At 67.3% G+C, this 12822-nt stretch carries 13 protein-coding genes; 8 read left to right on the forward strand and 5 right to left on the reverse strand.

Annotation, left to right across the window (positions count from 1 at the left end):
• Positions 1–9 precede the first annotated feature (9 nt).
• Positions 10–852, reverse strand: coding sequence for an NmrA family NAD(P)-binding protein (locus ACWEFV_RS01610; protein WP_450068842.1), 843 nt, complete (start codon positions 850–852; stop codon positions 10–12).
• Between the two features lie 93 nt (positions 853–945).
• Between ACWEFV_RS01610 and sigI the strand changes: the two genes are divergently transcribed.
• Genes sigI through ACWEFV_RS01635 form a run of 5 tightly spaced genes read left to right on the forward strand, consistent with a single transcriptional unit; the run spans position 946 to position 6321 of the window.
• A complete protein-coding gene (sigI, locus tag ACWEFV_RS01615) occupies positions 946–1800 on the forward strand; it encodes an RNA polymerase sigma factor SigI (RefSeq protein WP_450068843.1) in 855 nt (284 codons plus the stop codon).
• 41 nt (positions 1801–1841) lie between these two features.
• On the forward strand, positions 1842–3026 hold the full coding sequence (gene dxr / locus ACWEFV_RS01620) for a 1-deoxy-D-xylulose-5-phosphate reductoisomerase (RefSeq protein ID WP_450068844.1): 1185 nt from the start codon (positions 1842–1844) through the stop codon (positions 3024–3026).
• The gene (locus ACWEFV_RS01625) at positions 3023–4243 is read left to right on the forward strand and encodes a M50 family metallopeptidase (protein ID WP_135453704.1); all 1221 of its coding nucleotides are present in this window, start codon (positions 3023–3025) and stop codon (positions 4241–4243) included. The genes dxr and ACWEFV_RS01625 overlap by 4 nt, the downstream gene beginning before the upstream one ends.
• A gap of 10 nt (positions 4244–4253) precedes the next feature.
• Complete coding sequence (ispG, locus tag ACWEFV_RS01630) at positions 4254–5411, forward strand: flavodoxin-dependent (E)-4-hydroxy-3-methylbut-2-enyl-diphosphate synthase (RefSeq protein ID WP_210115501.1); 1158 nt, start codon at positions 4254–4256, stop codon at positions 5409–5411.
• Positions 5412–5466: 55 nt separating this feature from the next.
• A complete protein-coding gene (locus tag ACWEFV_RS01635) occupies positions 5467–6321 on the forward strand; it encodes a GNAT family N-acetyltransferase (RefSeq protein WP_450068845.1) in 855 nt (284 codons plus the stop codon).
• An 18-nt stretch (positions 6322–6339) separates the two neighbouring features.
• Here ACWEFV_RS01635 and ACWEFV_RS01640 read toward each other — a convergent pair whose 3' ends face one another.
• A complete protein-coding gene (locus tag ACWEFV_RS01640) occupies positions 6340–6891 on the reverse strand; it encodes a peroxiredoxin-like family protein (protein ID WP_450068846.1) in 552 nt (183 codons plus the stop codon).
• 76 nt (positions 6892–6967) lie between these two features.
• On the opposite strand from ACWEFV_RS01640, the gene ACWEFV_RS01645 reads away from it, so the two are divergent.
• The 3 genes from ACWEFV_RS01645 (at position 6968) to ACWEFV_RS01655 (ending at position 10107) form a co-directional block, all read left to right on the forward strand.
• Entirely contained in the window at positions 6968–7576 is a 609-nt protein-coding gene (locus ACWEFV_RS01645) for a TetR/AcrR family transcriptional regulator (RefSeq protein WP_450068847.1), read from the forward strand.
• A gap of 96 nt (positions 7577–7672) precedes the next feature.
• Positions 7673–9496 (forward strand): penicillin-binding transpeptidase domain-containing protein, encoded by a 1824-nt coding sequence (locus ACWEFV_RS01650; RefSeq protein ID WP_135453708.1) that lies wholly within the window; start codon positions 7673–7675, stop codon positions 9494–9496.
• A 23-nt stretch (positions 9497–9519) separates the two neighbouring features.
• Complete coding sequence (locus ACWEFV_RS01655; RefSeq protein WP_135453709.1) at positions 9520–10107, forward strand: DUF1707 SHOCT-like domain-containing protein; 588 nt, start codon at positions 9520–9522, stop codon at positions 10105–10107.
• A 7-nt stretch (positions 10108–10114) separates the two neighbouring features.
• On the opposite strand, the gene ACWEFV_RS01660 is transcribed toward ACWEFV_RS01655, so the two are convergent.
• From ACWEFV_RS01660 to ACWEFV_RS01670, 3 genes are all read right to left on the reverse strand, one after another.
• Positions 10115–10495 carry a PaaI family thioesterase gene (locus tag ACWEFV_RS01660; RefSeq protein WP_450068848.1) on the reverse strand — a complete coding sequence of 127 codons (381 nt, stop codon included), beginning with the start codon at positions 10493–10495 and terminating at the stop codon, positions 10115–10117.
• A 70-nt stretch (positions 10496–10565) separates the two neighbouring features.
• Complete coding sequence (locus ACWEFV_RS01665; protein ID WP_450068849.1) at positions 10566–11750, reverse strand: sulfotransferase family protein; 1185 nt, start codon at positions 11748–11750, stop codon at positions 10566–10568.
• Positions 11747–12808: a DUF1214 domain-containing protein gene (locus tag ACWEFV_RS01670; protein WP_450068850.1), complete on the reverse strand. Its 1062-nt coding sequence runs from the start codon at positions 12806–12808 to the stop codon at positions 11747–11749. Before ACWEFV_RS01670 ends, ACWEFV_RS01665 begins: the two co-directional genes overlap by 4 nt.
• Positions 12809–12822: the final 14 nt, after the last annotated feature.

Consider the following 12822-nt stretch of genomic DNA (forward strand, 5'->3'; position numbering starts at 1 on the left):
TTGTCCTCCTCAACTATTGGTAAACAACCCGCGATGTTCATCGACCCAGTCGCCGAATGCCGTGGCGGGTCGTCCGAGAATCTTGTCGACCTCATGGGTGACCAGTGCCGGCCGCTCGACGGTGTCGGCCAGCAGGCCCATGTACGCGTCGGCGAACGCGGCCGGAAAGCCCAGCCCGACGAACCGCTGCCGCACCACGTCGGTGGGCACCTCGCGGTAGTGCAGCGGCCGCCGCAGCACCCGCCCGATGGTGTTCACCAGTTCGGTGTTGGTCAGCGCCTGCGGTCCCGTCAGCGGGATGCGCTGTCCCACAAGGTCGTCGGTCAGGAGCGCCACCGCGGCCACGGCGGAGATGTCGGCGTCGACGATCACCGCTGTGGATGCACCGGCGTACGGGCCGCTCACCACATCGCCGGACCGGATCTGTGCCGACCACATGCCCGCGAAATTCGAGGCGAACACCGTGGGGCGCAGGCTGACCCACTCCAGGCCGGAGGCCACGGCCAGCTGTTCGACTTCGCGGTTGCGGTCCCCGCGCACGCGCGACGGCTGCCGGGAGTCGTCGTCGTCGGCGTTGATCGCCGACAACGCGACCAGACGTTTCACGCCTGCGGCCCGGGCCAGCTCGACTGTCGGCGCCAATTCCTGTCCCAGCGCACGGGAGTTGAGGAATACCGCCGAGGCGCCCGCCACGCCGTCGGCGGCGGATCGGAACAGTTCGACACCGGGCGGAAACCCGGCGGTTTCGGGACTGCGGGTGACGGCGCGCACCTGTGCACCGGCACGGACGAGTTCGCTGACAAGCGGGCGGCCGACATTGCCGGTTGCGCCCGTGACGAGAATTGTGTTCATGCGATCAAGGACGGAGCAGCCGTCCGAAAAGTTACAGCGAAAGAGAGATCGGAAATCCTGTAACTTTCCGGCTCCCGGATTCGTCGTAAGCACATGAACGGATCAGTGGGTATCGAGTCGGCCTGGCGGGAGCACCACCCGTACCTGGTCAATCTCGCCTACCAGATGGTGGGCGACATCGGCGACGCCGAGGACGTCGCCCAGGAGGCATTCCTGCGGCTCGCCCGCACCGACCATGAGCACCTCGACGACGTACGCGCCTGGCTCACGGTGGTGACCGGGCGGCTCTGCCTCGATCACGTTCGATCGGCCCGTTCCCGGCTCGAGCGTCCCGATCCGGGTGTGGTCCTGGCGTCGAAGGCGGCGGCCGACCTGGACCCTGCCGACCGGGTCACGCTCGACGACGAGGTGCGCGCCGCCTTGTTCGAGGTGCTGAACCGCCTCAGTCCCGGCGAACGCGTGGCGTTCGTGCTGCACGACGTCTTCGCGGTGCCGTTCGACGAAATCGCCGAGACGGTCGGCAGACCGGTGGGCACCTGTCGGCAGTTGGCGCGCCGGGCCAGGGAGAAGTTCACCGCCGAGGCGCACCGGCCGGTCGATGTCCGCGCCGTCGAACACCGTCAGGTGATGGAGAAGTTCATCTCCGCGTGCGCCTCCGGTGACGTGCGGGCGTTGACCGCGGTGCTCGACCCGACCGTGTGGGGCGTCGGTACGGTCCTCGCCGATCCGGCGCCGCCCCCACAGATCAACCACGGCCCCGACGTCGTCGCGACCAACTTGCTGCGCTACCTGGGGCCGGGAGCGACGCTGGTGTGCGGGGCAGCCGGCGAGCCGGTTCTCCTCGCCTACGACCATCGCCGGCTGTTCGCGGTCGTCACGCTGACCATCCGGGACGGCCTGGTGATGAAGATCGAGGCCACTGCGGACCCGGCGGCCCGGATGCGGTGACCGTCGGCGCCATCGGTCCCGGCACGCGGCACAATGTAACGGTGAGCGACACAACGCGCGTGCTGATACTCGGAAGTACCGGATCGATCGGCACCCAGGCGCTCGAGGTCATCGCGGCCAACCCTGACCGGTTCGAGGTCGTCGGCCTCGCCGCCGGCGGCGGTAACCCCGATCTGCTCGCCGCCCAGCGCGCCGCGACCGGCGTCAGCAACATTGCGGTCGCCGACCAGCGGGCCGCCGACCAGATCGGCGACGTGACATATGCCGGGCCCGACGCCGTCACCCGTCTGGTCGAGAACACTGAGGCCGACGTGGTGCTCAACGCACTGGTCGGGGCATTGGGGCTGGCGCCGACGCTGGCCGCCCTGGCCACCGGCGCGCGCTTGGCCCTGGCCAACAAGGAGTCGCTGGTCGCGGGCGGCCCGCTGGTGCTCAAGGCGGCCGCACCGGGGCAGATCGTTCCCGTGGACTCCGAGCATTCCGCGATGGCCCAATGTCTGCGCGGCGGCACCGCCGACGAGGTGGCCAAGATCGTGCTCACCGCGTCCGGCGGTCCGTTCCTGGGATGGTCGGCCGCCGACCTGGAATCGGTCACCCCGGAGCAGGCCGGAAAGCACCCGACCTGGTCAATGGGCCCGATGAACACGCTGAACTCGGCGACCCTGGTCAACAAGGGCCTGGAGCTGATCGAGACCCATCTGCTGTTCGGCATCGACTACGGCCGCATCGAGGTCGTGGTGCACCCACAGTCGATCGTGCACTCGATGGCGACCTTCACCGACGGCTCGACACTGGCGCAGGCCAGCCCACCGGATATGAAGCTGCCGATCGCGCTGGCGCTTGGCTGGCCGGCGCGGGTTCCCGGCGCGGCCCTGGCCTGCGACTTCACCACCGCCTCCACCTGGGAATTCCTCCCGCTGGACAACGAGGTGTTCCCCGCGGTGGATCTGGCTCGCCAGGCCGGAACCCGCGGCGGCTGCCTGACCGCGGTGTACAACGCCGCAAACGAGGAGGCCGCCGAGGCGTTCCTCGCGGGCCGGATCCCGTTCCCGGCGATCGTGCAAACCGTCGGTGACGTGTTGCATGCCGGCGACCAGTGGGCCGCCGAACCCGCTACCGTGGAAGACGTACTCGATGCGCAGCGGTGGGCCAGAGAAACGGCACGACGGGCCATCGACATGCACTTCGAGCAGAAATCCGTCAGAAAAGGGCTCGTCACCAAATGATGTTCGTCATCGGCATCGCGCTGTTCGCGCTGGCCATCCTGGTATCGGTGGCCCTGCACGAATGCGGGCACATGTGGGTGGCGCGTGCCACCGGCATGAAGGTGCGTCGCTACTTCGTGGGCTTCGGTCCGACACTGTGGTCGACGCGGCGTCCCAACCGCCTCGGCGAGACCGAATACGGCCTCAAGGCCATTCCGCTGGGCGGGTTCTGCGACATCGCCGGCATGACGTCCGTCGATGAGATCGCGCCCGAAGACCGGCCCTATGCGATGTACAAGCAGAAGGTGTGGAAGCGCGTCGCCGTGCTGTTCGCCGGCCCGGCGATGAACTTCATCATCGGACTGGTGCTTCTCTACGCGGTGGCGGTCATGTGGGGCCTACCCAACATCACCGCGCCCACCACCGCGATTGTCGGTGAAACGGGTTGTGTTGCAGCACAAGTGAGCCTGGACAAGATGGGTGAGTGCACGGGGCCCGGCCCCGCGGCATTGGCCGGCATCCAGGCCGGCGACGAGGTCGTCAAGGTCGGCGACACCAAGGTCTCCGATTTCAGCCAGATGGCCGCCGCGATCCGCAAACTGAACGGCCCGGTGACCATCGAGCTCAAGCGCGACGGTCAGACCATGACCAAGGTCGTCGATGTGACCCAGACGCAGCGGTTCACCAGCGCAGACGCCAAGGCGCCCGCCACGGTCGGCGCGATCGGTGTCAGCGCGGTCGAAGTGAAGCCGCCCACCCCGTACAGCCCGATCGCCGCGGTGCCCGCGACGTTCGCGTTCACCGGTGACCTGACCATCGAGTTGGGTAAGTCGCTGGCCAAGATTCCCACCAAGATCGGCGCCCTGGTTCATGCGATCGGCGGCGGTGAACGCGACAAGGAAACCCCGATCAGTGTGGTCGGCGCGAGCATCATCGGCGGCGAGACGGTCGAGGCCGGGCTGTGGGTGGCGTTCTGGTTCTTCCTGGCGCAGTTGAACTTTGTGCTCGGTGCGATCAACCTGGTGCCGCTGTTGCCGTTCGACGGCGGTCATATCGCGGTCGCGACGTACGAGAAGATCCGCAACATGATCCGGGCGGCCCGCGGCAAAGTCGCCGCAGGCCCCGTCAACTACCTCAAGCTCATGCCCGCCACGTACGTGGTGTTGCTGGTAGTGGTCAGCTACATGCTGCTGACCGTGACCGCAGACCTGGTCAACCCACTCAGCATCTTCCAGTAGGAGATCCCACATGACAGCGTCCATCGGTTTGGGAATGCCCGCACCCCCGGCGCCGACCCTGGCGCCGCGGCGTAAGACCCGACAGCTCATGGTGGGTGGTGTCGGCATCGGCAGCGAGCACCCGATCGCGGTGCAGTCCATGTGCACCACAAAGACTCACGACGTCAATTCGACGCTGCAGCAGATCGCCGAGCTGACCGCTTCCGGCTGCGACATCGTGCGGGTGGCCTGCCCTCGCCAGGAGGACGCGGACGCGCTCGCCGAGATCGCCCGGCACAGCCAGATCCCGGTGATCGCCGACATCCACTTCCAGCCCAAGTACATCTTCGCCGCGATCGACGCCGGCTGCGCGGCCGTGCGCGTCAACCCCGGCAACATCAAGGAATTCGACGGCCGGGTCAAAGAGGTCGCGAAGGCCGCGGGCGATGCGGGTATCCCGATTCGCATCGGCGTCAACGCCGGCTCGCTGGACCCCCGGCTGATGAAGAAGTACGGCAAGGCCACCCCCGAGGCGCTGGTCGAGTCCGCGCTGTGGGAGGCCTCGCTGTTCGAGGAGCACGGCTTCGGCGATATCAAGATCAGCGTCAAGCACAACGACCCGGTGATCATGGTCGAGGCCTACACACAGCTTGCCGCGCAGTGCGACTACCCGCTGCATCTCGGTGTCACCGAAGCGGGCCCGGCGTTCCAGGGCACGATCAAGTCCGCGGTGGCGTTCGGCGCGTTGCTGTCCAAGGGCATCGGCGACACGATCCGGGTGTCTCTGTCAGCGCCGCCGGCCGAAGAGGTCAAGGTCGGAAATCAGATCCTGGAGTCGCTGAACCTGCGGCCCCGCGGTCTGGAGATCGTGTCGTGCCCGTCGTGTGGGCGGGCCCAGGTCGACGTGTACACCCTGGCGAACGCGGTCAGTGCGGGCCTGGACGGGCTCGATGTACCGCTGCGGGTCGCGGTGATGGGTTGTGTGGTCAACGGTCCGGGGGAGGCCCGCGAGGCTGATCTCGGGGTGGCCTCCGGCAACGGCAAGGGCCAGATCTTCGTCAAGGGTGAGGTGATCAAGACCGTCCCCGAGGCGCAGATCGTCGAGACCCTGATCGAAGAGGCAATGCGCCTGGCGGAATCGGCCGGTTCAGATGATGCCACCGGTTCGCCTGTGGTGACCGTAAGCTGATAACGACCCTGTGAGCGGGGTCACCCAGCCTCGGCTTCAACAGAGAGAATCGTCCATGTCGGCTCCGCCACTGTTCCGCCTCGTCGACGAGCGCCGAGTATCCGTGGTGCGCGACGCCACCCCTTGCCTGCAGGTGTTCGACGAGGACCCGGTGGGGTCGTGCATGGTGGCCGCCCGCGTCGCCGAGTTCGGGGTCGAACACGGCGCGATCGGCGGGGAGCTGTGGACGAGGCGCGGTGTCACGGAGTCACTGTGTTACGCCGGTCCCAACCTGATCCCGTTGCGTGGGGATTCCGAGGATCTCAAGGCGTTCTCGGACAAGGCGATGAGTACCGCGCGTCGCTGCTCCTCGCTCGTCGGCCGGGCCGAGCTGGTACTGCCAATGTGGCGGCGGCTCGAATCGGTGTGGGGTACTGCCCGTGACGTCCGTGAGCAACAGCCGTTGATGGCACTGAACTCGATGCCGCACTGCGTGATCGATCCGGCGGTCCGCCCGGTACGCATGGAGGAACTCGACGCTTATCTGGTGGCCGCGGTCGACATGTTCATCGGCGAGGTCGGTGTCGACCCGCGGCTCGGTGACGGTGGCCGTGGCTACCGCCGCCGCATCGCCAGCCTGATCGCCGCGGGACGGGCGTGGGCCCGGTTCGAGCGCGGCGAGGTGGTGTTCAAGGCCGAGATCGGGTCGCAGTCGCCCGCAGTCGGCCAGATCCAGGGGGTGTGGGTGCATCCCGAGTGGCGCGGTCACGGATTGGGCACCGCAGGGACAGCGGCGCTGGCAGCCGCGGTGGTGGGCTCGGGCCGGATCGCGAGCCTGTACGTCAACAGCTACAACACCGTGGCGCGGGCGACGTACGCCCGCATCGGGTTCGAACAGGTCGGCACCTTCGCCACGGTGTTGCTGGACTGAGTGCTGCCGGAGTGAGCGTCACCGCCGTGCGGCGGTGGCCCGTAGCAGCAGGTCATCGACCGACCATTGGTCATCGGCATGCGAGCCGTATTTGGCGGCGAGCACCACGCCGTCCGGGGCGATGAGGAAATCCGCGGGTAGCCCGAGCCGGCCACCCACCTGCCTGCCGGCCGGGGCGCGGAACCGCCCGCGCAGTGTCAGCAGCCCGCCGTGGATGATCGCCGGCCAGCTGCGGGGATCGAGCAGCGCCCGGGGACCGGACTCGACGCCGAACTGCCGGTAGATCTCCTTCTCCGGATCGGCGATGGTGGCAAACGGCAGATCCGATGTGTGCTCGGCCAATTCGGCTGCGGGGGAGTGAAAGAAGACCACCTCGCGGATACCGGCGGCGCTGATCTCCGCGTGCCGGGCCACGAACGACTGCAGATGCAGATTGCAGATCGGACAACCCGCGAACCGTCTGAATTGCAGGTGTACCAGGCCGTGCGGATCGGGTACCGGGATGTGTTCGCCTGTGACACTGAGGAACTGGCGGCCGGGAACCGTCGTGGGCGGATCGGGTGGGGGCACGGCTCCTCCTCGTTAGCGTGTGGTGTACGCCTATAGATTGAAGGCTATAGGCGTACGGTGTACGCTGTCAATCGTCATGCCGCGCCCACGTTCGATCAGCCAAACTCAGCTCGCCGCAGCTGCGTTGGCGGTCGTTGACGCCGATGGGCTGGGGGGCCTGTCGATGCGGACCGTCGCCCGGCGGCTGGGCCTGGGCACCATGTCGCTGTACCGGTACGTCGCCGATCGCGACGAACTCGAAGCGCTCGTGGTGGACCTCGTACTCGGCGAGATGGATCCCGGACTGCCACAAGGCTCGGCGCGCCGCCAGCTCGTCGAGCTCGCCGAGCGTGTGCATGTTGCCGCCGCACGGCATCCCGCGGTGGTGCCCTTGCTGCTGACGCACCGGCACCGCTCGCCGGCGTCCTTGCGCTGGGGAGAAATGGTGCTCGGTGTGCTCACCGCCGCCGGCTACGGCGGCAAGCGCCGGGTGTATGCGTTCCGGGCGGTGCTGGCCTACATTTTCGGCGCCATCGAGATCGAGATGCTGGGAAGTCTGACCGGACCGGGAACTCGAACGCTGGCAGGTTTGTCTGCTGAGGAATATCCGCTGTTGTCGGAGACCGCGGCAGTGGCGCACGGCATCCAGCCGGATGAGGAATTCCGGCGCGGTCTCGAAATCCTGTTGCGTGCTCTGGACCTGTGACGCCGGCGGGGCTACTTGTCGGTCTCGCGACAGTCTCGGTTCGGTATCGGTGCGCCTCCGACGAAACCAGCGTCTACGTTTCTAACATCAGCCTCAATGGCAACTCAAACATCATCAGTCACACGAACCGCAGGCCTGTTCGCGGTCGTCGTGGTCCTTGGGGCTTCCGGGCTGAGCGCCTGCACCCCGAGGCCCAACGGGCCCGAACCCGCCGCCGAGCAGTTCTTCGCGGCACTGGCCACTGGTGACACCGCGGCCGCCGCTGCGCTGGCCGACCGGCCCGAGGATGCCAAGACCGCTCTCAGCGAAGCATGGAACGGCTTGCAGGCCACCCGGCTCGACGCGCAGATCCTGGGTTCGAAGTACGCCGAGGACACCGGCAGCGTCGCCTACCGCTACACCTGGCACCTGCCGAAGGACCGCACCTGGACCTACGACGGGCAGCTCAACATGGTCCGCGAGGAGGGTCGCTGGGAGGTGCGCTGGAGCGCGACCGGGCTGCACCCGAAACTCGGGGAGCACCAGACCTTTGCGCTGCGCGCCGACGCGCCGCGGCGGGCCTCGGTCAACGAGCGCGGCGGTACCGATGTGCTGGTGCCCGGCTACATCTATCACTACGCACTGGATGCCAGGTCGGCCGGCGCTGCGTTGATGCCGACGGCGCGGGCGGTCGCCGACGCGCTGCGGGGCTTCGATCCAGCCCTGGGTGATCCTCAGCTGCTTGCTGAACAAGCCAGCGCATCGGCACAGCCGATGAGCCTGATCACGCTGCGCCAATCCGACAACGACCGGATCGCGCCGGCCATCGGTCGGCTCCCCGGCGTCGTGCTCACCCCGCAGCCCGAAATGTTGCCGACCGACGAGACTTTCGCCCCGGCGATCGTCAATGAGGTCAAGCGATCGGTGGCCGACCAACTCGATGGTCAGCCGGGCTGGCGGGTGGTCACGGTCAACCAGAACGGCGTCGACGTCGATGTGCTCAACGAGGTGGTGGGCGATCCGGCACCGTCGATCACCATCAGCCTGGACCGCGCCGTGCAGAATGCCGCGCAGAACGCGGTCAACACCACGGGCAAGCAGGCGATGATCGTCGCGATCAAACCGTCCACCGGTGAGATCCTGGCTGTCGCGCAGAACGCGGCTGCCGATGCCATCGGCCCGCTCGCAACCATGGGCCAGTTCCCGCCGGGCTCGACTTTCAAGATGGTTACCGCCGGCGCCGCCATCGAGCGCGACATGGCAACGCCCAACACGCTTTTGGGGTGCCCCGGCACGCTCGACATCGGCCACCGGACCGTCACCAACTACGACACGTTCGATCTCGGCACGGTGCCGTTGTCGCGGGCGTTCGCCAATTCGTGCAACACCACCTTCGGCGAGCTCGCCAGCCGGATGCCACCGCGCGGCCTCACCCAGGCCGCTGCGCGTTACGGCATCGGCACCGACTATCAGGTGGACGGAATCTCCACGCTGACCGGTTCGGTGCCGCCGACGGTCGATCTGGCCGAGCGCACCGAGGACGGCTTCGGTCAGGGCAAGGTCCTGGTCAGCCCCTTCGGTATGGCACTGGCCGCCGCGACCGTGGCGGCCGGCAAGACGCCGGTGCCGCAACTCATCGAGGGACGCCAGACGATGGTCGACCGCGCGGGCGCCCCGATCAGCCCGAAGATGGTCGACGGGTTGCGGCCGATGATGCGACTGGTGGTCACCAACGGCACGGCGAAGGATCTCAACGGGCTCGGCGATGTGCGTGGCAAGACCGGGGAGGCCGAGTTCATGGGCGGCTCCCATTCCTGGTTCGCCGGCTACCGCGGGGACATGGCATTTGCCGCGCTCATCGTCGGCGGCGGCAGTTCGGAGTACGCGGTGCGCATGTGCAAGACCATGTTCGACGGGCTGCCCCCGGCCTATCTGGCCTGAACGGCGGTACCGTTGAACCTGCCATGACAGGGATCAACGAACAATCCGTGGACCTGCGCGTCTCCGATGCCGATCGCAACGGCACGTTGCGGCGACTGCACAATGCCGTCGCTCTCGGACTCATCGACATCGCCGAGTTCGAGGAGCGCTCGGCGATGGTGTCGCACGCCCGTCTGCATTCGGACCTCGATGCGTTGGTGGGTGACCTGCCCGGGCCCGGGGCGATCGTCACCACCGCCACCGACCGGGTCGAGTTGCGCGGGGTGCTGGGCTCGCTGAAACGCCAGGGTGAATGGACGGTCCCGACCCGGCTGGCGTTGGTGCGCCGGATGGGGTCGGTGGAGCTGGACCTGACCCGGGCCCGGTTCGCCGGGCCGATGGTGGTCATCGAGCTGGACATGAAGTTCGGGTCGGTGGAGATCCGGTTGCCCGAAGGGGCCAGTGCGTCGATCGATGACGTCGAGGTGATCGTGGGCAGCGCCGACGATCACCGCCGCGACGCCCCTGCTGAGGGCGCCCCGCACATCATCCTCACCGGCAAGGTGGTGTGCGGCTCGGTGGACATCCGTGGGCCGCGCCGGAACTGGAAGCTGACGCTGCGCCGGTCCTGACGTGCGCTCAACGCGGTTCAAGCACCGCGAACGTCAGTGTCGCGCGGGCGGCGAGCCGATCACGCGTGATGTCGGTGACATCGACCGACGTCACGATGAGGCGTTTGCCCGCCCGCACAATCTTCGCCTCCGCGCGGGCCGTGCCCATGATCGGCGCCAGGAAGTGGATGTTGAGGTCGGCGGTCGTCACGTCGTAACCGACGCCGCCGGCATTGCCGGCCAGCATGCCTGCCGCGATATCGATCAGGGTGGCTACCAGGCCGCCTTGAAGGGCGCCGCGGACGTTGGCGAGGTCCGGCCGGTTGTCCATCTCCAACACCAGTCGGTCGGCGGTCGACTCCACCTCGCGGTAGTCCAGCAGCTGCAGGACATGAACGGTTTCGGTCATCGCCGTACCTCAATCATCCCCGTACGGTAACACCATTACCGCTTCCTGAGAGGGCCGCTCTCCATCGGTGTCACCGCAGTGCCTCTGTAGGCACGCCGAAGCGTTCCTGATAGCCGGTGACCTGGGCCCGGACCTCCTCCGCGTCGAGACCGGTGTTGCTCCACGTGTATCGCGCGCCGCCGTTGTCCCCGGGGTGGGCGGCCAGGAAGTCGCGCATGCGCCCTTCGGCGACGGGGGTGAACTCGCGGTCCAGTGCCCCGTAGATGCCGCGGATCGTCGCGAACGGATCACGGATGAAGTCGGCGAATTGGACATCGACGATCTGGCCGGGCGCCAGCACCCCGGAGTCGCGGGCCTTCATCGAGTTCTCCAGCCCGACGACGATCTCCTCACGCGACTGCTGGGCACACTCGGCGATGTCGCTGTGATCGGAGGCCAGTCGACGCAGGTGCGTAGTGAGTGCGGCGATCGAGGAGATGACGTTGAGCGGATCGCGGTGGGTCTGCACGATCAGCGCGTCCGGATACTCGGTGACCAGTGCGTCCAGCTGCCACAGGTGTGCGGGCGATTTCAACAGCCACTGCGGTGTGGTACCTGGTCCGGGCACTCCGGATTGCAAGTGTTGCAGGAACATCCGGTGGTAGCGGTAGGCGTTTCGGTGGTCGGCGTCATGCAAGAGCCAGCGGTAGTAGGTGGGCAGTCGGTACTGGGTTGAGAAGATCATGCTGCAGAACTGTCCGGCCGACATCCGAACGCACTCCTGCCCGACCAGCGCACCCATCGGATGATGCGCCAGCAGACCGGGTACCAGCTGTTCGGACATCTCGATACTCGCCTGGATCTGGGCGATACGCGGATCCGTGGTGTAGGTATCCGGCTGCGGTAACGGCCAGGGCGCATCCACCTCCCAGGTCAGAGGTGGGCGTAGGGCGGGATCCTGGGCCAGCAGGTCGAACAGGATCGTGGTGCCGGTGCGCGGCTGGCCGACGATGAAGATGGGCCGCTCGACTGGTGTGGCCGCTACGGCGTTATTGTCCTTGCGCCACTGCATGATTCGGAGTCGGTTGACCAGCGGGTTGACGATGTCCATCACGGCGATCTCAACGCCCAAGTCGTTCAGTTGGGCTTCGGTCGCCAGCCCGTCGGCCAGCCGCGTGAGATCCTCGCGCCACCCGCCGGGCTCCCCGAAGTCGTCGGTACCTGCGATCTCGCAGGCTTGCGCGATCAGGGCGTCGGGGTCGAAGCGGTCGGTCATCGCACCGTCACCGTTACCTCGGGCGCGGCCGGATTGTCCAGCCAGCGCAACACCACGAACCCGCGGCGGCGGCCACCGGTGTCCAGCCAGTGACCGTTGCTGGAGTCCTTGCTGCCGATGGCAATTCGGACTTTTCCATCCGTGCCGGGAGAGACGCCTTTGTCGGTCACCGAACTGTGCCTGCGTCGCGGTTCGATGCACTCGTGCCAGATGTTCTCCAGCGTGACGTTCCAGTAGCGGGTGTCCGGCGGGGTGAACTCCAGGTGCAGTGTCTCGTCATCGGCGAGGTCGAACGTGCCGATCATGTAGAGGTTGTCGGGTGTGGTGTCCGCGGACCCCAGCGCGGCGGCTTCGGCGGTGACGAGCTCGTTGGGCCGGGTCAGCAGTTCCGGCTTGATGGTGCGGTGCAGCGTCGTCAGCTTCATCAGCGTCCAGGCCATCGCGGTGAACTGCTCGGCCACCTCGGCGTCGGTCGGCACCTGTGGGGGACCGGCGTCAAGGGTCTCGATGTGCAGGGTCGCCGGCGATTCGGTGGCCGCGTCACCGATGTACTCACGCACCACGACCGAGGCGGCGTCGGCGGGGATCTGCAGCCATTGCGCGCCGTCGAGTCCGGCCGGGCGCTCGGCCGACACGATGACCGTGAAGGTGTCGTCGTCGAGCTTCAGCTCGGTGTCGCTGAGGTAGGCGGCCATCCGCCGCGGAGTCATGCCGGTGCCGGCGAGCACCTGGAAACCCAGATAGGCGCTGGAGCCCCGGGTTCCGGTGATCTGGTAGGTGCGGTCGCCACGGATCATCGCGAGCAGGTAGCGGCCGTCGGGATTTGGGCCGCCGACCATCCTGGTGGGCGAGCACATGTCGAAGAACCACGGCAGTTCCGGGTCGGCCTCCACGGACAGCTCCGAGCACAGTGCCGTCACCCGGGAGACCACCCGCAGCCCGTCGAGCAGTTCACGCTCGTCGCGGGCATCGGCTTTCACGATCTCGGTGATGTCGCCGAGCATTTTCTGGACGAACTGCCAGGCTTCGAGAGTTTTTGGGGCGCGCTCTTCGCTCATGCGAGACACAATCT

The organism is Mycobacterium sp. NPDC004974, from assembly GCF_053600815.1.